The sequence below is a fragment of the Paenibacillus sp. fava2 genome, from assembly GCF_058313675.1.
This window is the reverse complement of the sequence record NZ_CM177755.1, coordinates 4974270-4993941: the sequence shown is the minus strand read 5'-3', so window position 1 is coordinate 4993941 and position 19672 is coordinate 4974270. Positions and strand designations below refer to the sequence as shown.

At 52.8% G+C, this 19672-nt stretch carries 22 protein-coding genes; 16 read left to right on the top strand and 6 right to left on the bottom strand.

Annotated features, from left to right (window positions below; genetic code table 11):
• Positions 1–70: 70 nt before the first annotated feature.
• Both AC4G46_RS22050 and AC4G46_RS22045 read right to left on the bottom strand, forming a co-directional pair.
• Entirely contained in the window at positions 71–595 is a 525-nt protein-coding gene (locus AC4G46_RS22050) for an accessory gene regulator ArgB-like protein (RefSeq protein WP_491124592.1), read from the bottom strand.
• Entirely contained in the window at positions 592–1242 is a 651-nt protein-coding gene (locus AC4G46_RS22045; RefSeq protein ID WP_491124591.1) for a hypothetical protein, read from the bottom strand. The genes AC4G46_RS22050 and AC4G46_RS22045 overlap by 4 nt, the downstream gene beginning before the upstream one ends.
• Before the next feature lie 133 nt (positions 1243–1375).
• On the opposite strand from AC4G46_RS22045, the gene AC4G46_RS22040 reads away from it, so the two are divergent.
• Positions 1376–1900 (top strand): DinB family protein, encoded by a 525-nt coding sequence (locus tag AC4G46_RS22040; RefSeq protein ID WP_491124590.1) that lies wholly within the window; start codon positions 1376–1378, stop codon positions 1898–1900.
• 40 nt (positions 1901–1940) lie between these two features.
• A complete protein-coding gene (locus AC4G46_RS22035) occupies positions 1941–2198 on the top strand; it encodes a hypothetical protein (RefSeq protein WP_491124589.1) in 258 nt (85 codons plus the stop codon).
• A gap of 61 nt (positions 2199–2259) precedes the next feature.
• Here the strand turns inward: AC4G46_RS22035 and AC4G46_RS22030 are convergent, their stop codons facing one another.
• Positions 2260–2829, bottom strand: a complete 570-nt coding sequence (locus AC4G46_RS22030) for a thymidine kinase (protein WP_491128950.1) — start codon at positions 2827–2829, stop codon at positions 2260–2262.
• 226 nt (positions 2830–3055) lie between these two features.
• On the opposite strand from AC4G46_RS22030, the gene AC4G46_RS22025 reads away from it, so the two are divergent.
• The 4 genes from AC4G46_RS22025 to AC4G46_RS22010 all read left to right on the top strand — a co-directional run bounded on the left by AC4G46_RS22025 (position 3056) and on the right by AC4G46_RS22010 (position 7739).
• Positions 3056–3265: a Ni2+-binding GTPase gene (locus tag AC4G46_RS22025; protein ID WP_491124588.1), complete on the top strand. Its 210-nt coding sequence runs from the start codon at positions 3056–3058 to the stop codon at positions 3263–3265.
• Positions 3266–3283: 18 nt separating this feature from the next.
• Entirely contained in the window at positions 3284–5038 is a 1755-nt protein-coding gene (locus AC4G46_RS22020) for an ABC transporter ATP-binding protein (protein ID WP_491124587.1), read from the top strand.
• Positions 5019–6860 carry an ABC transporter ATP-binding protein gene (locus AC4G46_RS22015; protein ID WP_491124586.1) on the top strand — a complete coding sequence of 614 codons (1842 nt, stop codon included), beginning with the start codon at positions 5019–5021 and terminating at the stop codon, positions 6858–6860. Before AC4G46_RS22020 ends, AC4G46_RS22015 begins: the two co-directional genes overlap by 20 nt.
• 324 nt (positions 6861–7184) lie before the next feature.
• Positions 7185–7739 (top strand): hypothetical protein, encoded by a 555-nt coding sequence (locus AC4G46_RS22010; protein WP_491124585.1) that lies wholly within the window; start codon positions 7185–7187, stop codon positions 7737–7739.
• Between the two features lie 14 nt (positions 7740–7753).
• On the opposite strand, the gene AC4G46_RS22005 is transcribed toward AC4G46_RS22010, so the two are convergent.
• Entirely contained in the window at positions 7754–8056 is a 303-nt protein-coding gene (locus AC4G46_RS22005; RefSeq protein ID WP_491124584.1) for a DUF2627 domain-containing protein, read from the bottom strand.
• 169 nt (positions 8057–8225) lie between these two features.
• Between AC4G46_RS22005 and lpdA the strand changes: the two genes are divergently transcribed.
• The 4 genes from lpdA to AC4G46_RS21985 all read left to right on the top strand — a co-directional run bounded on the left by lpdA (position 8226) and on the right by AC4G46_RS21985 (position 14108).
• Positions 8226–9647: a dihydrolipoyl dehydrogenase gene (lpdA, locus tag AC4G46_RS22000; protein ID WP_491124583.1), complete on the top strand. Its 1422-nt coding sequence runs from the start codon at positions 8226–8228 to the stop codon at positions 9645–9647.
• 210 nt (positions 9648–9857) lie between these two features.
• Positions 9858–10892, top strand: a complete 1035-nt coding sequence (locus tag AC4G46_RS21995; protein ID WP_491124582.1) for a thiamine pyrophosphate-dependent dehydrogenase E1 component subunit alpha — start codon at positions 9858–9860, stop codon at positions 10890–10892.
• Positions 10893–10895: 3 nt separating this feature from the next.
• Positions 10896–11882 carry an alpha-ketoacid dehydrogenase subunit beta gene (locus tag AC4G46_RS21990; protein ID WP_491124581.1) on the top strand — a complete coding sequence of 329 codons (987 nt, stop codon included), beginning with the start codon at positions 10896–10898 and terminating at the stop codon, positions 11880–11882.
• 807 nt (positions 11883–12689) lie between these two features.
• Positions 12690–14108 (top strand): dihydrolipoamide acetyltransferase family protein, encoded by a 1419-nt coding sequence (locus AC4G46_RS21985; RefSeq protein WP_491124580.1) that lies wholly within the window; start codon positions 12690–12692, stop codon positions 14106–14108.
• An 83-nt stretch (positions 14109–14191) separates the two neighbouring features.
• On the opposite strand, the gene prli42 is transcribed toward AC4G46_RS21985, so the two are convergent.
• Positions 14192–14293 (bottom strand): stressosome-associated protein Prli42, encoded by a 102-nt coding sequence (prli42, locus tag AC4G46_RS21980; protein ID WP_090719403.1) that lies wholly within the window; start codon positions 14291–14293, stop codon positions 14192–14194.
• Between the two features lie 141 nt (positions 14294–14434).
• Between prli42 and AC4G46_RS21975 the strand changes: the two genes are divergently transcribed.
• Complete coding sequence (locus AC4G46_RS21975) at positions 14435–15562, top strand: M20/M25/M40 family metallo-hydrolase (RefSeq protein ID WP_491124579.1); 1128 nt, start codon at positions 14435–14437, stop codon at positions 15560–15562.
• Between the two features lie 103 nt (positions 15563–15665).
• Here AC4G46_RS21975 and AC4G46_RS21970 read toward each other — a convergent pair whose 3' ends face one another.
• Positions 15666–15839 (bottom strand): hypothetical protein, encoded by a 174-nt coding sequence (locus AC4G46_RS21970; RefSeq protein WP_157890069.1) that lies wholly within the window; start codon positions 15837–15839, stop codon positions 15666–15668.
• A gap of 77 nt (positions 15840–15916) precedes the next feature.
• On the opposite strand from AC4G46_RS21970, the gene AC4G46_RS21965 reads away from it, so the two are divergent.
• The 5 genes from AC4G46_RS21965 to AC4G46_RS21945 all read left to right on the top strand — a co-directional run bounded on the left by AC4G46_RS21965 (position 15917) and on the right by AC4G46_RS21945 (position 19600).
• Entirely contained in the window at positions 15917–16489 is a 573-nt protein-coding gene (locus tag AC4G46_RS21965) for an NUDIX hydrolase (protein WP_491124578.1), read from the top strand.
• Positions 16480–17679, top strand: a complete 1200-nt coding sequence (locus tag AC4G46_RS21960) for an endonuclease Q family protein (RefSeq protein WP_491124577.1) — start codon at positions 16480–16482, stop codon at positions 17677–17679. The genes AC4G46_RS21965 and AC4G46_RS21960 overlap by 10 nt, the downstream gene beginning before the upstream one ends.
• An 83-nt stretch (positions 17680–17762) precedes the next feature.
• Entirely contained in the window at positions 17763–18386 is a 624-nt protein-coding gene (spoIIM, locus tag AC4G46_RS21955; RefSeq protein ID WP_277468507.1) for a stage II sporulation protein M, read from the top strand.
• 334 nt (positions 18387–18720) lie between these two features.
• Positions 18721–19188 (top strand): ferric iron uptake transcriptional regulator, encoded by a 468-nt coding sequence (gene fur / locus AC4G46_RS21950; RefSeq protein WP_039875161.1) that lies wholly within the window; start codon positions 18721–18723, stop codon positions 19186–19188.
• Positions 19189–19366: 178 nt separating this feature from the next.
• On the top strand, positions 19367–19600 hold the full coding sequence (locus tag AC4G46_RS21945; protein WP_491124576.1) for a DUF4227 family protein: 234 nt from the start codon (positions 19367–19369) through the stop codon (positions 19598–19600).
• Positions 19601–19672 lie beyond the last annotated feature (72 nt).

The window sequence follows — 19672 nt, the reverse complement described above, 5'->3', positions numbered from 1 at the left end:
TTCATAACTGACACAAATAAACGAGAAGAAGCGGCAAGGATTGAGGAAGCGTGCTTGGCAAGCGTCTTTTTCATGGTTTTCCCCCTTTTATCCATGGTATTACTGTTAAGGATTGTACGATAAACGCCAATCCGATGACAGACGAATGAATGAAAAAGTTAAGACTTACCAACAGAACAGAGATTATCTTTAAAATCGGAAATAATTTCACTGGTATCCTGGCATTCTTGTCCGGGTTAGGCGCGAACAGAAGCATAATGAGCAGGCTAGCCATATTAATCAGGATAAGAGCCAATCCGGAGATACTAAACAGGTAAGGAACAAGTGTACATAACAAAACAGAAAAAATGTTACAGGCTCTTGCCGTTTTTAAATGAAATCCGCCTGAAGTGAGGCGGAGAAGTGAACAACTTAACAGGAAGGTCATAAATTTGGTGAAATGACCGGTCAGCAATCCGAATGTTGCTGTGACAATAACAATTAAAAAAGTATTTAAAATGATACCTAGAGAATACTGCATCATTTCAATTGAGTGAGTTTCTTCTGGATTTGTCATCTTAATGGCAACAGCAATTTTATTGGCTAATGTGTTCATGCTTTGCGGTCCTTTTTATATGAAATATATAAATATCCATAAAGCAGAGTACCATATGCTAAAGGTATAAAAAAGAAGAATCTAGTGTATTGCTGAGAGAGTTGAATCATTACTATACCCATTAATAAAGATGGAAGAGACAACGCGAAAATAATAAATTCATGCGGCTGGATTTTAACACGTTCATTGGGTTTATCTGGAACGAAATCAAATCCTTTTCTGTGTATATTAAGGTAATGAGCAATGAGAATTGTAATAGATGCGGAAACAACCTGTAATATATTCACTCCCATTGTCGGATACGGAAAAGATAGATAGTAAAATCCTGTGAAATTCATAACCAGATAACAAATGGATTGCAATAATGTGTAGGATAAATATGTCAATCCAGTCATAATAACAGCATAAAATATATGAATCCTAAACAAAAGCCAGAGGAAACAAAAAGTAAGCAAGTATTGAATAACAGCATCGGGTAAAGCCATACCGTAATTATGCCGAAGCACAAATGAGACAAAGGCCATGATCAGACTTGCAAAAATAATTTCAATTATGTAAAGATCAATCTTGAATACTCTAAACGCAAGCAGGAACATAGCGGAGGTTTCCAGGACAGAGAAGAACATATACAGCAGAAATTCAAGCATACCTACACTCCCGGTAAACAAGTTGGCTCTTCCTATTCTTGCAAAGATTATACATAATATACTAAAATACAACAATATCAATCTACACTTTTCAACAAAATCTTCATAAATTTAGGTGGGAGGGGCAGTTTATATGAACCAGCGTCCGGAGCAAGGCGAATACATGGAATTTCAGGAAACTTATATCTCTTTAGTGCCGCCGGAGGGCGACATTATCACCATTCTCCGTGAGCAGTCCAAGGAGGTTTTTGCGCTGCTGGACAGTCTCAGCGAAGAACAGGGGAATTACAGGTACGCGCCGGAGAAATGGAGCATTAAGGAAGTGGTCGGCCACCTGACCGATAATGACCGCATTATGTCCTACCGGCTGCTCTGTTTTGCCAGAGGTGAGCAGGCGCCGCTGCCTGGATATGAAGAGAAGGACTACGTTGCCGCCGGACATTTTGACCGCTTTACCCTGAAGCAGCTGGTGCTGCATTACCGGATCGTGCGGGAATCCACACTTGCTCTGCTGGAAAGCCTGGCGGATGACGTCTGGACCCGAGCCGGAAATTTCTATTCCGTACCTGTGACCGTCAGAGCCCAGGCCTGTATGATTGTCGGACATGAGAGACATCACATGAATATATTGCAGGAGCGGTACCTGAGCCAGGTGTAGCTGCTGAACCTTGGAACAGCATAGACGGGAGGGGGCCTGGATGGGATTTGCCAGAAGCATACTGCATTTCTTCATACCGCCGGAACGGACGCTGCTCTATACCACTTTTGATCAGAGGGAATATTTCGTCATCAAGAACCGCCTTAGTGCGGCAGGAATCCGGCACCGCTCCAAAATCAACGGCGGGATGCGCGTCATTTCCAGCCGTAATCATTATGGGGGTAATATGGCTTCCAGACATGAACTGTTTGTAAGTAAAGAAGATCAACATTGGGCACTCAAGGCTATTCAGAAGTAAAGCAGATAACAAAAAAAGCGTTCCAGCCGCATTGAACGGTACAGGAACGCTTTTTTTGCTGCTATAGAGGAGGATTCTTGTGACATTTGCGGCAGACGGGGTAATAAGCTTCATTACCGCCGATCTGGATCTGCTTGCCGCTGTAGACCGGCTTGCCGTTCTCCACGCGCAGGGCCATCGTTGCCTTGCGTTCGCAGAACCAGCAGATGGTCTTCATTTCTTCGATTTTATCGGCATAGATCAGCATGTATTTGCTGCCTTCAAAAAGGTTGTTCTGGAAGTCATTCTTCAGGCCGAAGGCCATAACCGGGATGTTCAGCTCATCCACAATCCTGACCAGCTGGAGGATGCAGTCCTTGGTGAGAAACTGGCATTCATCAATCAGCACGCAGTGGGGCTTGGGGAGATTGCTGCTTACAATGCCGTAAATATCCGTATTTTCATCAATCGCAATGGCCTGCTTGCGCAGTCCGATACGGGAGGAAATGTACCCGACCTCGTCCCGGTCATCAATGGAGGGCGTGAAGATGAGCACCGACTTGCCCTGCTCCTCATAATTATGGGCTACCTTGAGTATTTCAATGGATTTTCCGCTGTTCATTGCGCCGTATCTGAAAAACAACTGTGCCAAGTCCATCTGTCCTTTCGCTCTTGTCTCCAAGAGTGTAGTATGCCGAAAAATGCGACTTTATTAGAGTATCATATGTCCATTTAAAGTAGCCAGTGAAAAAAGTGCCGGATTCGGCATATTTCTTGTAAGACATTTCCCGCCTTAGGGCTGGTCCTCAGGTTATGCTATAATATACGCACGTGTGTTTTCAGCGGAAGAACCATTTACAGGAAGGAAGTTATGCCAAGTGCCGGAGAAATTGGAGCAATATAAGGAACGGGTAGCCGCGGTCCGCGAGGATGGCGGTTTATCAGAGGAGGTGCAGGAACTGCTGTCGGACATGCTTGAGGAGCTTGCGGAGCTCAGCCGCAGCAACAAGGCACTGCGCCGGGTCATTCTGAAAAACGGACAGGGTTCGGCAATGTCAACAAGATTAAGGGATGCACTATACGAATAAATTGACGAGGTACAGCCGATGAACATCATTTTAACCTATCTCAAAAAATACAGGGTAGCTGCCATAGCTGCTCTGGCCATGATGGGGATTGAGCTGGCAGTGGAGCTGTCGCAGCCCCTTCTGATCTCGAAAATCATTGATAACGGAATTGCCGAAAAGGATATGGGAGTAGTATGGCTGTGGGGCGGTGTACTGACCCTGAGCGCGGTTATAGCGTTCGCGGCAGGGATACTGAGCTCTTTTTTTGCATCTCATGCCAGTCAGGGCTTTGCCTTTGATCTGAGAGAGAAGCTGTACGAAAAGGTACAGTCCTTTACTTATGAGGTGTTCAGCCGGTTTCCGACCTCTTCACTGATTACGCGGCTGACCGGGGATGTGACGCAGCTGCAGGACACGATATTTATGGCGCTGCGGTTTATGACCCGCGTTCCGCTGGTTGTACTGGGCAGTATCATAATGGCGCTGGTCGTGCATGTGAAGCTGGGACTGCTGCTCGCTGTAACGCTGCCGGTGCTGATCCTGTTCTTGGTCTGGGTGATGCGCAGGTCTTCAGCCCTGTTTAAGGTTGTGCAGAGCAGACTTGATGGTGTAAACGGTATCATTCAGGAAAATCTTACAGGCATCCGGCTGATCCGGGTCTTTGTGCGCATGGGACATGAAATCGGGCGGTTCGCTTCAGTCAGCGGCGGACTGATGAAATCAACCATTGCTGCATTAAGATTGACGGAGACGATGGGGCCTCTGATTATGCTGATTGTTAACGCTGCTATAGTAGCTGTGCTGTGGTTCGGGCGGATCGATATTGCTGCAGGAGACGCTACACTGGGGCAGACCGTGGCAGTCATTAACTACTCCCTGCGGACGATCGGGGCGATGTCAGCCCTCTCATGGATTATGGCGACCTTCTCACGGGCTGTTGCATCAGAGCAGCGGATATCCGAAGTAATGGCCTCACCTGAAGGACGGGGAGAATTGGAATCTGCAGCAGGCCAAGGGAATATGGGCTGGGAAAATAGCATCCGGGGGGAAATTGAGTTTGCGGATGTCAGCTTCAGTTACCCGGAAAGCGATATTGCAGCGCTTGAAAACATTTCGTTCAAGGTTGAGCCGGGTAAACGGGTAGCGATTATGGGCGCGACAGGTTCGGGCAAATCCTCGCTGGTCGGGCTGATTCCCCGGCTTTATGAGCAGAGCAGCGGCATGATCCGGATTGACGGGAGAGACAGCGCAGACATTGAAACTTCCAGGCTACGCAGGTCGATCGGCTACGTGCCGCAGGAAGTGCTGCTGTTCACCGGCTCTGTGCGGGACAATATCGCCTGGGGCAACGAGCATGCGACAGTGGAGGAGATTGAACGGGCGGCTGCGGCTGCGCAGATCCACGACACGGTCATGGGGCTGCCGCAGGGCTATGATACGATGATCGGCCAGCGCGGCGTTAATCTGTCCGGCGGGCAGAAGCAGCGGCTGACGATTGCCCGGGCTCTCGTCCGCAAGCCGGCAATTCTGATTCTGGATGACAGCACGAGTGCGCTGGATGCTGTGACCGAAGGGCTTTTGCTCAACGAGCTTACGTCTATGTCCTATACTACCGTGCTTATTACCCAGAAGATCAGTTCAACGGTCTCGGCTGACCTGATCCTGCTGCTGGACGAAGGGCGGCTGATTGCCAAGGGAACGCACCGGGAGCTGCTGGCAGATTCGCCGTTGTACCGGAAAATATACGAATCCCAGACAGGGGAGGGAGCACAGCATGTTCAAAGCATTAACTGAGCCTTTCCGCCATCCGAAGCCTGATTTTGGGGCAGGCGAGAAGACATCCGGAGGCCGGAAGCCGAAGGCGAAGCCTAAGAACTGGTCCGCTACCCTGTCGCGGATCTGGAGCTATCTCGCCATACGCAAAGCGAAGCTGGCGCTTGTATTGCTGCTGGTTCTGGTCAGCACCGGACTGGCGCTGCTGGGCCCTTATCTGATCAGCCGGGCGGTGGATCATTATCTGGAGGGCGACGGGGGCCGAAGCTGGGTGATTTTCCTGATCACGCTTGCTCTTGTGTACCTGTTCACTTCCCTGAGTACCTGGCTGCAGAATATATGGATGATCGAGATTGCCCAGGAGACGGTTCTCCGGATGCGCACGGACCTGTTCGCTTATCTGCACAGGCTGCCGATTTCGTTCTTTAACCGCAGGCAGCAGGGTGAAATTATGAGCCGGCTGACCAATGATATCGAGAATATCAGCTCGACGCTTAACAGCTCGGCTATTCAGATTTTTTCAAGTGTCCTAACGCTTGCCGGTACGGTCGGTGTGATGCTGTGGCTGAGTCCGCTGCTTACGCTGCTGACCTTTATCGTAGTGCCGCTGATGTTTCTGGGGATGCGCTGGATCACCCGCCGGACAGGACCGCTGTTCAAGGAGCGGCAGCGCAATGTGGGCGAGATGAACGGTTATATTGAAGAGACATTGTCGGGCCAGCGGGTCATCAAGGCTTTTTCGCAGGAGGAGCGGGTCATTTCCGGCTTCCGTGAGCGCAATACGCGGATTATGCTGTCCGGATACTGGGCCCAGGCGATTTCAGGCTTTATTCCCAAGCTGATGAACGGCCTGAACAATTTAAGCTTTGCTATAGTCGCCGGTATCGGGGGCTTGCTCGCCATCCGTGATATTGTAACTGTCGGAATTATTATTGCCTTCGTGGAGTATACCCGCCAGTTCACCAGGCCGCTTAATGATTTGGCTAACCAGTGGAATACACTGCTGTCGGCGATTGCCGGGGCGGAGCGGGTGTTTGAGGTGATGGATGAAGAGACGGAGGCCAGAGACGAGGGGGCAGCCGTATCGCTTAATCATGTGGAGGGGGCTGTCAGCTTTAGGGATGTTTCCTTCTCTTATGATGAGGGCAACGATATTCTGCATAATATCAGCTTTGAGGCGAAGCCGGGTGAAATGATCGCCCTGGTCGGGCCGACGGGTGCCGGCAAAACAACGCTGATCGGCCTGCTCTCCCGCTTCTATGATCCGAGCAGAGGCAGCATCACGCTGGACGGCAGGAATTTGTCCTCGGTCCGCCGGGAGAGCCTGCGGAGTCAGATGGCTTTTGTATTGCAGGATACCTTCCTGTTCAAGGGAACAATCCGCGATAATATCCGTTACGGCCGGCTGGATGCCACCGACGCTGAGGTTGAGGAGGCAGCGAAGCTGGCGAACGCCCACTCCTTCATTATGCGGATGCGCGGAGGCTATGACCGCATGCTGTCTGTGGACGGCAGCGGCATCAGCCAGGGGCAGAAGCAGCTGCTGGCCATCGCGCGGGCCATTCTGGCCGATCCGGCGATGCTGGTGCTGGATGAAGCGACCAGCAGCATTGATACCGTGACTGAAATCAAAATCCAGGAGGGGCTGCAGACGCTGATGAAGGGCCGGACGAGCTTCGTTATTGCCCACCGCCTCGGCACCATTCGCGCTGCCGACCGCATTCTGGTGCTGCAGAACGGCCGCCTGCTCCAGCAGGGCTCACATGACGAGCTGATGCGCCAGGGCGGACTGTACAGCGAGCTTGTACACGGTGCGCGCAAGGCGGCGCCGGGCGGAGCGTAGGTTCAGGCAGCCACTGTATGAATGAACAGCAAAAGCAGCAAGTCCCGTTCCCCGGAACCGAATGTACCGGCAGAGCGGACTTGCTGCTTTTTTGATGCTTCTGGGCGGCATCTGCTGCTGGATGTAAATTATTGGATTTAAGATGGTGTAGTAGGAGGCGGAGAATTGGCGGAATGGGGGATGTGAGTTGCTTAAGGCAATTGAGTGAAGTGAGGCAAAGTGGGCGAAATGAGGCAAAGTGGCGGAATGAGGCAAGTGGGCGAAATGAGGTAAATGGGCGGAATGAAGGGCACAAATGCCTTTGATTTCGGCGAAATGAGGTAAATGGGCGGAATGAAGGGCACAAATGCCTTTGATTTCGGCGAAATGAGGCAAAGTGGCGGATTGAGAGGCAAATATGCCTTTGATTTCGGCGGAATGAGGCAAAGTGGCGGAATGAAGGGCACAAATGCCTTTGATTTCTGCGGAATGAGGCAAAGTGGCGGAATGAGAGGCAAAAATGCCTTTGATTTCGGCGAAATGAGGCAAAGTGGCGGAATGAAGGGCAAAAATGCCTTTGATTTCGGCAGAATGAGGCAAAGTGGCGGATTGAGAGGCAAATATGCCTTTGATTTTTGCGGAATGAGGCAAAGTGGCGGAATGAGAGGCAAAAATGCCTTTGATTTCTGCGGAATGAGGCAAAGTGGCGGAATGAAGGGCAAAAATGCCTTTGATTTCTGCGGAATGAGGCAAAGTGGCGGAATGAAGGGCAAAAATGTCTTTGATTTCGGCGGACTGAGGAAAAGTGGCGGAATGAGAGGCAAAAATGCCTTTGATTTCTGCGGACTGAGGAAAAGTGGCGGAATGAGAGGCAAAATTGCCCTTATTGAGTATCGTTAGTAAATATACTAGCCCTACAAGTTGCTCTTAGCCGCCGGCTGTTCGGCCTTCTGCTTCTCCCTGAACCGGGGGCCGACATAGTTCTTCTTGCGGTCACGTGTCAGAATCCAGCCGCCAAGGAAGCTCATGCCCGCCGCGAACAGCAGCAGCCCGCCGCCAAAGTGCAGCCAGGCAAATACCGGGGTTACGCTATCGTCGCCGTGCATGGAGAGATAATTGAAAATATCGTCCTTCATCATCAGGAAGCCCTTCATCGCCAGGAGTCCCGGAATGACGAGAATGATAATGGCAATGAAGCGTGAAATGATCAGTTTCATATCGGCAACACTCTCCTTGCAGCCTATTGAATTCACCCATATGATAACGCTTCAAATGGCAAAAGTCCATGCCTATATGACGTTTGTAAGTTTTGTATTGAGCAGAAAAGGGAGTACAATGTAGGGAGCTATGCAGAACTTTTGAGTATTGACTGGAGGAATACATATAATGACAATTTCCTGTGACGTGGCTATTCTGGGCGGAGGAACCGGAGGATATGTGGCGGCGATCCGCGCTGCCCAGCTCGGCAAGTCTGTCGTCGTCATCGAAATGGACAAACTGGGCGGAACCTGCCTGCACCGCGGCTGCATCCCGAGCAAGTCGCTGCTGCGCAGTGCGGAGGTATACGCTGAGATACAGGAGAGCGAAAGCTATGGCATTGAGACGTCAGGCGTGAAGCTGGTGTTCCCTAAGGTGCAGGCCCGTAAAGAGGCTGTAGTAGAGCAGCTGCACCAGGGTGTACAGTATCTGATGCGCAAAAATAAAATACAGGTGGTAAAGGGCAAGGGGCGCATTATCGGCCCGTCGATTTTCTCGCCGCGCAGCGGTGCGGTGGCCGTTGAGCTGGAGGACGGGGAGATGGAGACTGTAGTCTCCACCAATCTGATCGTGGCCACCGGCTCCCGCCCGCGTGTGCTGCCGGGCCTCAAGCCGGACGGCAAGGTGATTCTGAGCAGCGAAGAAGCGCTGACGCTGGAGGAGCTGCCTGCCTCGATGATTATTGTGGGCGGCGGCGTGATCGGAGTGGAATGGGCTTCGATGCTGGCTGATTTTGGCGTCCAGGTAACCGTTGTGGAAGCCGCAGACCAGCTCCTGCCGCAGGAGGATGGCGAAATTGCCCGTGAGCTCACAAGGCTGCTCAAAAAACGTGGAGTCAAGGTGCTGACCGGCACTACTGTAGACCCGGAGACCAGCGCCATTACAGAGGACGGGATCAGTATCGAAGTCCGCAAAGGGGAGCAGAGCCAGACGTTGTCTGCCGGCAAACTGCTGGTCTCGGTCGGCAGGGTAGCCAACACTGAGAATATCGGGCTGGAAAATACGGATATCCGCTTTGATAAAGGTGTGATCGAGGTCAACGCCAACATGCAGACCGGTGAGCCGCATATCTATGCCATCGGTGATGTGATCGGCGGCCTGCAGCTGGCCCATGCCGCTTCTCATGAAGGCATACGTGCCGTCAATCATCTGGCAGGCGAGCCGCTTCATCCGTATCATGCCCATCTTGTCCCGCGCTGTGTCTACACAAGGCCGGAAGTAGCCAGTGTCGGCTATACCGAGAAGGAAGCGCAGAACCTTGGGCATGATGTTGTCACCGGAAAGTTCCCGTTCTCAGCCATCGGTAAGGCGATTGTCCACGGAATGAAGGACGGATTCGTTAAGGTTGTTGCGGACCGCAGCAGCGGTGATATTCTCGGCGTACAGATGATCGGGCCGCATGTGACTGATCTGATCGGGGAAGCTGCGCTGGCGCAGCTGCTGGATGCTACACCTTGGGAGGTTGGCGAAGCAATCCATGCCCATCCTACCCTGTCCGAGGTTATCGGCGAAGCCATGCTGGCCGTAGACGGCAGAGCGATCGGATTCTAAATATAAGCTATGGGGAATAAAAGGAATGCCGGAGAGAGCGAGCGCCGCGAGACGAGCGCAAAAAAGCTTTTTTCCGGCTTTTCCTCTCTTTTCTTTTTGCAGGGAAAGGGCTTATAATGTATTTAGTCTAGTCTTAGTACCTGGTTATAAGATCAGGTTAAAGGTGGGCTATGACAGCATGCCAACAAAATTTTTAGGAGGTACCTCTGTATGAAATCTCAAGGTACTACTGCAAACACGATTAGCCGACATAAACAGCTTGGACTGACAGACGGCCAGGTCATTGATATGTACAGATATATGCAGCTTGGACGGAAATACGATGAGCGCAGCCTGCTGCTGCAGCGGGCCGGAAAGATTAACTTCCACGTCTCGGGGATCGGCCAGGAAGCTGCGCAGGTTGCTGCGGCGTTTGCGCTGGACCGGCAAAATGATTATTTTTTACCCTACTACCGGGATTATGCCTTTGTGCTGTCCGTAGGGATGACTACGCGTGAGCTGATGCTGTCCGTATTCGCCAAGGCGGAGGACCCTAACAGCGGCGGCCGGCAGATGCCGGGCCATTTCGGAGCCAAGCGTCTGCGTATTGTAACAGGCTCAAGTCCTGTGACAACCCAGGTGCCGCATGCAGTCGGCTTTGCGCTTGCTGCCAAGATGCAGAAGAAGAAGTTTGTTTCTTTTGTGACCTTTGGCGAGGGTTCCAGCAATCAGGGGGATTTTCATGAGGCCTGCAATTTCGCGGGTGTGAATAAGCTGCCGGTCATTATTTTTTGCCAGAATAACCAGTATGCCATTTCTGTTCCGGTTCACAAGCAGCTGGGTGGTAAGGTCAGCGACCGTGCACTGGGCTATGGCTTCCCGGGTGTGCGTGTAGACGGCAATGATCCGCTTGAGGTCTACCGGGTAGTGAAGGAAGCGCGCGAACGCGCACTGGCCGGTGAAGGGCCGACGCTGATTGAAGCCATGATGTACCGTCTGTCGCCGCACTCCACCTCCGACAATGATTTGGCTTACCGGACGAAGGAAGAGGTAGATGAGAACTGGAAAAAAGACGGCATCGCCGCATTCCGGACCTACCTTATCGAACAGGGGCTGTGGAGCGACGAGCAGGAACGTGATCTCGTTGCTGAATATAATCTCGAACTGAAAGAGGCAATTGAGTACGCCGAAAATGCGCCGTTCCCGAAACCGGAAGATACGCTGCTGCATGTGTACGATGAATCCGGCCTCAAAGGAGGAGCATAAATCATGGCAATGATGGAATATATCGATGCGATCCGGCTGGCGATGAAGGAAGAAATGGAGCGCGATGAGTCCGTATTCGTGCTAGGGGAGGACGTCGGCGTTAAGGGCGGCGTGTTCACCACTACCAAAGGACTGCAGGAGCAGTTCGGGGAAGAACGCGTGATGGATACGCCGCTGGCCGAATCGGCAATTGCCGGTGTAGCCATCGGGGCGGCGATGTACGGCATGAAGCCGATTGCCGAAATGCAGTACTCCGATTTCATGCTTCCGGCGACCAACCAGATTATCAGTGAAGCGGCTAAAATCCGTTACCGCTCCAACAACGACTGGAACTGTCCGGTTGTCATTCGCGCGCCGATCGGCGGCGGGATTTTCGGCGGACTGTATCATTCCCAGTGTCCGGAGTCGATCTTTTTCGGTACGCCGGGGCTGAAGATTGTAGCACCTTATTCGGCAGCTGATGCGAAGGGCCTGCTGAAGGCGGCGGTGCGCGACCCTGATCCGGTGCTGTTCTTCGAGAACAAGAAGTGCTACAAGCTGATCAAGGAAGACGTGCCGGAAGGCGATTATATTGTACCGATCGGCGAAGCGAATCTGCTGCGTGAGGGCAGCGACATTACGGTAATCGGGTACAGTCTGCCGCTGCATTTTGCGATGCAGGCAGCGGAGGAGCTGGAGCGCGAGGAAGGTGTTACCGCGCACATTCTGGATCTGCGTACGCTGCAGCCGCTCGACCGTGACGCGATTATCGCTGCAGCCCGCCAGACGGGCAAGGTGCTGATCGTTCACGAGGACAACAAAACCGGCGGCATCGGCGGGGAAGTGGCGGCGATCATCGCCGAGCACTGCCTGTTCGAGCTGGACGCGCCGATCTTCCGGCTGTGCGGCCCTGATGTGCCGGCGATGCCGATCAGCCCGCCGATGGAGAAGTTCTTTATGCTGAGCAAGGATAAAGTGAAGGCTGAGATGCTGCGGCTGGCGCAGTACTAGGGGAGTAGCCTGCTGAGTTTTCTCGGAACAAGGGTCTGAGGCTAAGGTGAATCCAAACTTGGATCGTGAGCTAGTGTTGTACAACGCTGCATACACATGCTTCGGGCATAGGCGCGATATCCGCTCGAATATGAAAGCAGTTGGCCAATTGCAGTCTAGCAGTTATTCGAACCAGTGCGGGGGTGCGAAAGAGCTGCCCAAACACCACTGCTGCCCAATTAGATGGATTTTCGTCACTTAATTTCGACTAACCGGGCTAATAATGAGATTTAGTTGGAAAAATGCTACCTAATTTCGTCCAAATGGAGCTTTAACGGTGCTATGTGAGCTATTAAGTGACTTTTTTACAACTAATCTTCTATGGCTGGCGTTTTCTGCTGATATAAGTGTTGTTTTTCCAACTAAATCAGATTAACGTTCAAGCCTATACTTACAGAACATAAATTCATGTAAACAATACCTAAGCGTATGCTTCCGAAGCGAGTTTTGTACGAAGTAAACGCAGGAAGTATCGGCTTACAAAACTTTGAGCCTATGCTTCCGAAGCGAGTTTTGTACGAAGTAAACGCAGGAAGTATCGGCTTACAAAACTTTGAGCCTATGCTTCCGAAGCGAGTTTTGTACGAAGTAAACGCAGGAAGCATCGGCTTACAAAACTTTGAGCGTATGCTTCCGAAGCGAGTTTTGTACGAAGTAAACGCAAAGAAGCATCGGCTTACAAAACTTTAAGCCTATGCTTCCGAAGCGAGTTTTGTACGAAGTAAACGCAAAGAAGCATTGGCTTACAAAACTTTAAGGAGTGACAATATGTCTGACAACACAAAGCTGACGGATGTGGTGATGCCGCAGCTGGCGGAATCGCTGGTGTCCGCTACGATCGGCAAGTGGCTGAAGCAGCCGGGTGACCGTGTAGAGGAATATGAGCCGATCTGCGATCTCATTACGGATAAAGTCAACGCCGAGCTGCCTTCCACCGTGGAAGGCACGCTGGTAGAGCTGCTGGCCGAGGAGGGCCAGACGGTCAGCGTCGGCGAGGTCATCGCCCGCATCGCCGTGGCTGGTACTGCCGGGAGCTCCGCACCGGCTGCGGGCACTGCCCCGCAGGCAGCAGCCGCGCCTGCGCCAAGCACGCCAGCCGCGCCGGTCCGGCCGGCAGCGCTGGCCCCCTCAGCAGCGGACGCGCCTATGCGCTCCCGCTACTCACCTGCGGTGCAGACGCTGGCAGCGGAGCACCGCATCGACCTTAGCGCCGTGCCGGGCACCGGGCTCGGCGGGCGCATCACGCGCAAGGATGTGCTGGCATATCTGGAGAACGGCGGCGCAGCAGCCGTTCAGCAAGTGCCTGCACATCCGGGCGCGGCCGGCGCGGGGCAAGCCGGCCGGCCGGTGCCTGAAGCGCAGCAGCCTGCGCTTCAGGCGATCCAGGCGGAGGTGCAGGAGCAGCTGGAGCCGGTGCGCAATTCGGGGCTTCACCTGAGTGAATCCCCGCGCATTCCGACCATCGAGGTCGAGGGCGGACTTGGCAGCAGCTCGGAGTACCTGATCGACGTTACACCGATCCGCAACACGATTGCGACAAGAATGCGCCAGAGCGTCTCGGAAATTCCGCATGCCTGGACGATGATTGAAGTAGACGTAACCAATCTGGTTATTTTGCGCAACAAGGTCAAGGATGAGTTCAAGCGCAAGGAAGGCATCAATCTGACGTATCTGGCCTTTATGATGAAGGCGGTGGTCAGTGCGATTAAAGACTATCCGATTATGAATTCCGTCTGGGCCGTGGACAAAATCATCGTCAAACGCGACATCAACATCGCGCTTGCGGTCGGTACCGAGGATTCCGTGATGACGCCGGTGATCAAAAAGGCGGACCAGAAGAACATCGCCGGCCTCGCCCGCGAGATCGACGAGCTGGCCCAGAAGACCCGTGAAGGCAAGCTGCGCCTGGATGATATGCAGGGCGGCACCTTTACAGTCAATAACACCGGTTCTTTCGGTTCCATCCTGTCTTATCCGATTATCAACTACCCGCAGGCGGCGATTCTGACGTTTGAATCGATTGTCAAAAAGCCGGTCGTCATCAACGACATGATTGCTGTCCGCTCGATGGCGAACATCTGCCTGTCGCTGGATCACCGGATTCTCGACGGTGTCATCTGCGGCCGGTTCCTGCAGCGCGTAAAAGATAATCTGGAAAGCTATACGCCGGATACGAAGATATATTAATCAGCGGCAGCACATTTGCCGTGATACAGCAAACAGCGCCCGGCAAATGCCGGACGCTGTTATTAAGCTTATAGGGCCTGTCCTTAACCGGCCAGGAAAGGCTCAACTACCATCAGCAGGGTTGAGGCGACCATCGCGATCAGCATGATATAGATGACGATGCGGAACCATTTTTGACGATTCATGTGTGACTCCTTTAGGATTAGTGTAAGAGTAAGTTAACAGCACTAGCAGAATATGAACTTAAGATTGTTGTCTACGCTTTGTTTTTAAGTTCACCGTATTTACCACTATTGTAACGTATCTGAGAAAGAGAGGGAAGTCCAGTGATAGTACGAGACCGATTGATTCAGGAATTCATGGAGCTTGTCCAGGTGGACAGCGAAACCGGAAATGAGCGGCAGATTGCCGATGTGTTAAAAGAAAAATTCAGTGCCCTCGGCCTGACTGCCGTCGAGGATGATTCTATGGAGCGTACCGGACACGGAGCGGGCAATCTGTTCGTGACCTGGGCGGCAGACAGCGGTGCTGCTGCACCCAAGCTGCTGTTCACCTGCCATATGGATACTGTTGTTCCCGGCAAAAACATTAAGCCTTCGCTCGGCGAAGACGGCTGGATCACCAGCGACGGCACAACGATTCTCGGCTCGGATGACAAAGCTGGCCTTGCAGCACTGTTCGAAGCGATCCGCGTGATTCAGGAGCAGAACATTCCGCACGGGCAGATCCAGTTCGTTATTACCGCAGGCGAAGAATCCGGGCTGCTTGGCGCACGGGCTATGGACGCAAGCCATCTGGATGCGGATATGGGCTTCGCTCTGGATTCCAACGGTGAGGTTGGCTCCATTGCAGTAGCTGCACCGACTCAGGCGAGAATTACGATGCAGATTATCGGTAAATCCGCCCATGCCGGCGTTAACCCTGAAGACGGAATCAGTGCGATTCAGGTTGCGAGCAAGGCGATTTCCGCAATGAAGCTCGGCCGGATCGATAGTGAAACGACAGCGAATATTGGTAAATTTGCCGGCGGCGGCCCGACCAATGTCGTCTGTGACCATGTGCAGCTGGATGCGGAAGCACGCAGTATTGTACAGGAGAAGGTGGAGCTGCAGATTGCCTCGATGCGCGAAGCGCTCGAAACGACCGTCCGTGAATACGGCGCGGAATGCGAGTTCCGCAGTGAGATTATTTATCCGGCATTCAGCTTTAATGAAAATGATACGGTAGTGCAGCTGGCGGATCGTGCCATCACTTCCCTGGGACTGACAACCCGTCTGTTCCCGTCCGGCGGCGGCAGTGACGCCAATGTATTCAACGGCCTGAAGGTGCCTACGGTGAACCTGGCCATCGGCTATGAGCATATTCATACCACCAAGGAACGGATCAAAGCCGATGATATTGTTAAAGCGGCAGAGCTTGTGGTAGCTATTGTCAAAGAAAGTGTAAAGGCATAAGCCTGTCCGCTGCCGCAGGCTGCGCAGAATGAAAGAAGGAGCTGTTTCCGGTAATGCCGGGACCAGCTCCTTATTGTTACCGGTGGGTGAAGGAGGGCGGCAATCAGCCGGCTTTGGGCGGATTAACCCGTGTCTCTGCCTGCAGCAGAAGGACGTAGGACAAAGGCATATCGCGTCCGTACCGTTCGATCCATCCTGCAATAACGGCTTTAATCTGCTCAGGCTTGCCTGCGACTGTAACGGCTGATCTGCTGGTACGGATAAGGATGTCATTCATGCTTGCATTCCTTCTTTCCCCTTAAGTTTGCTATAATACACCCTATGCAGAATCCAGCCAAAGGAGACCATGAATCTATGAAAAAAAATGAATTGCACAGCAACCCTGCACTAGACGAAGAGACTTTGTCCACCCAGCCGATTTTTGAAGGCAAAATCATCACTCTGCAGGTGGATACGGTAAAGCTGCCCGACGGCAACAGCGCTACCCGTGAAGTGGTGAAGCATCCCGGAGCCGTGGCCGTGCTGGCGCTGAATAATAATAAAATGCTGGTGGTGGAGCAGTACCGCCAGCCGATGCACCGCACAGAGGTAGAGATTCCGGCGGGCAAGCTGGACAAGGGCGAAGACCCGCTGGAAGCGGCAGGCCGTGAGCTGCAGGAGGAGACAGGCTTTCACAGCGGTGAGCTGAAGCTGCTGAAGTCCTTTTATACCTCGCCGGGCTTTGCGGATGAAATTATTCATCTGTATGTGACGGAGAACGCCCAGCCGGGTGAAATGGCACTGGATGAAGATGAGTTTCTTGAGGTGTCCGAGCTGACGCTGGAGGAAGCGTACCAGTACATTGCGGACAGACGGATTGCCGATGCCAAAACGATGATGGCAGTCTATGCCTGGCACCTCTACACCCTGACAGGCCAATGGCACTAGAGCGGGAGCTGCACAGCTTCTACTGTGACCTGCATGTCCATATCGGCAGGACCTCTGCGGGGGCAGCTGTCAAAATCAGCGGCAGCCGCGACCTCACCTTCGCCAATATCGCCAAAGAAGCGGCTGAACGCAAAGGAATAGAACTTATTGGCATCATTGACAGCCATTCGCCGGGTGTCATGCAGGATATCCGTGATCTGCTGATGTCGGGTGAGATGACTGAAGCGGCAGGCGGCGGGATTGCCTACCGGGGAACGACGATTCTGCTCGGCACTGAAATTGAGATCCGGGAACCGGGCCGCAAGGAGTGCCATGTGCTGGCTTTCATGCCGGATCTTGCGGCAATGGAGGATTTCAGCGCGTGGATGAGCCGGCATATGCGCAATGTTAACCTCAGTTCGCAGCGGCTGTATGCCTCCTCGGGAGTGCTGCAGGAGGAAATTTACGGGCGGGGCGGCCTGCTGATTCCAGCACATATTTTCACACCGCATAAAGGGCTGTACGGCTGTTCAGCAGAGCGGATGGCTGAGCTGTTTGATCTGGAGCAGATTGCTGCCGTTGAGCTTGGCCTCAGCGCCGATTCGGAAATGGCCGGGTACATCTCTGAGCTGGACCGTTATTCCTTTCTGACCAATTCCGATGCGCATTCCCTCGGCAAAATCGGCCGCGAATACAATGTGCTCGAACTGGCTGCCCCTTCGTTTAACGAATTCCGGCTGGCGCTTGCACGGCAGGAAGGGCGGAGGGTGAGCGCCAATTTCGGTCTTAACCCGCGGCTCGGCAAATATCACCGGAGCTATTGCTCCGGGTGCGGCAGTATCATCGATGAAGCGGCAGCTACTTCGGAGCGCTGTCCTTACTGCGGAAGCACGAAGCTTGTACAGGGTGTATTCGACCGTATCCTGCATATCGCCGACCGGGAGCAGCCGCTTGTTCCCGGCCATCGTCCGCCGTACCACTACCAGGTTCCGCTGGAATTCATCCCGGGGCTGGGCAAGGCCAAGATGAACGCGCTGCTGGCCGCTTTCGGCACGGAGATGAATATTCTGCACCGTGCCGGCGAAGCTGAGCTGGCCGCAGTAGCCGGCTCCGAGCTGGCAGCGCAGATCGTCCTGGCCCGCAGCGGCCGGCTGGCACTGACTTCAGGCGGAGGCGGAACCTACGGCAAAGTGGATAGATCGCAGAGCTAATCCTTTCTTGTCCGCAGGACAAGTCATAGAGCGGGACGTTTCCTCATATGGTGTAACATGTGACCTGAAAGGAGAACGTCCCTATGCGCAGTTTGCGGCTGATGATCAAGGAACAGACGCCTCTTTATATTTTTGTTGCGGTATTATTTCTGGTTGGGGTTGTATTCGGGGCGCTGATTGTCAGCAGCCTGACGCTCGATCAGCAGCAGGAGCTGGGGGATTATCTCGGTAATTTCTTTGTGACCGTGGATCAGCAGGGGCTGCCGGCTGCCCCGGATTCTTACTGGAGCATAGCCGCGCTGAACCTGAAATGGGTGGGACTGATCTGGATTCTGGGCTTATCGGTGATCGGGCTGCCGGGGATTCTCATTCTTGATTTTCTCAAAGGCGTGCTGATCGGCTTTACCGTCGGCTGTATGGTCAGCGAGTACTCCTGGCACGGGCTGCTGTTCGCACTGGTCTCCGTCGCGCCGCATAATCTGGTGCTGATTCCGGTGCTGCTGGTCAGCAGTGCCGCTGCCATTGCCTTCTCCCTGCTGATGATCCGCAGCCGCGTGCTTGGCGGCAGGCGTACACCGGTAACCCGGCCTTTTGCCATGTATACACTGCTATCCCTGGGGATGGCCGTACTGGTACTTGGCGTTTCCGGGTTTGAAGCCTGGGTGACGCCGGCCATGATGCGCTGGGTGACGCCTATGTTGGTCTGAGGTCCGGTAATAATACGCCGTACAAAAATTAATAACCTGCCGGGTTCAGAGCCCGTGCAGGTTTTTTTGAGCTATGATCAAGCATATACACATGCCGTTTCATCAAACCTTTATCTCTCTTTCATCCTATTTTAAGCTTCGGGGCTTATAGTAATCCCATGACCCCCTTATTATAGACTTTGGCCCTGCCGGACGCTGGCGGGGTCCTTTTTTTTATGAATATCCGTAATTTAAAATGATTCTAAAAGCGTTTGACTTCTCAAAGGAACACCCCCTATAATATAGAAGTGGTTTTGTGCCCGGTGCGGTAATTTTCCAAGGGGGAGGGAGACAGGTGGAAGCCCGGATAGACAAGATTAAACAACAGCTACAATCCCAAGGATATAAGCTTACGCCCCAACGGGAAGCAACCTTAAGAGTGCTGCTGGAGAACGAAGAGGATCATTTGAGCGCGGAAGATGTGTTTATGCTTGTAAAAGAAAAAGCTCCCGAGATCGGTCTTGCCACCGTATATCGTACCCTGGAATTGCTCAGCGAGCTTCATGTCGTAGAGAAAATCAATTTCGGTGACGGCGTTGCCCGCTATGATCTGCGGACGGATACGGCCAAGCATCATCATCATCATCTGATTTGTGTACAGTGCGGCTCCATGGACGAGATCCGGGAGGACTGGCTGGGACCGCTGGAAGAGCGGCTTGAGAACGAATTTAATTTTACGGTGCTTGATCATAGACTTGATTTTCACGGGATTTGCCACCGTTGTAAGGACAAAAATGCAGCGGACGGCAGCGCTCCCGAATAAAGCTTATAGATGAGGAATTACCGCACAAGCTCTCTCCGGTATCAGCCGGAGGGGGCTTTTTCAAATCTGGAAGTACATAACCATCAAGACCGGCGCATAAAGTGTAGGACGAGTCGATTTCAGGCGGATGCTCCATTGACGGCACCTGTTCTCGATAAAACCTTCGGGAGGTAATCTTATGATTGTGTCTATACCCAAAACGGTGCGCCGGCTGTATTTTATGACCCTGCTGGTTGCTTTTAGCTGTCTGCTCTATTATGCTCTGAACTGGATCGGCGGCTGGATCAGTCCGGTTGACCATTATGACATTCCCGAAGGCTCGGCCGTCCGGGCGTTTCAGGATGCACCGCATACCGGTGAGGAACTTAATGCAGGGGATCGCCTGCGGCTGTATTACTGGTACGGGGAGTGAGACCCGGGTCACAAGCAGGATAAAGCTAGAAGTCTGTCGAATGAAGCGTTGTAGATTAAATTTGAAAATCAT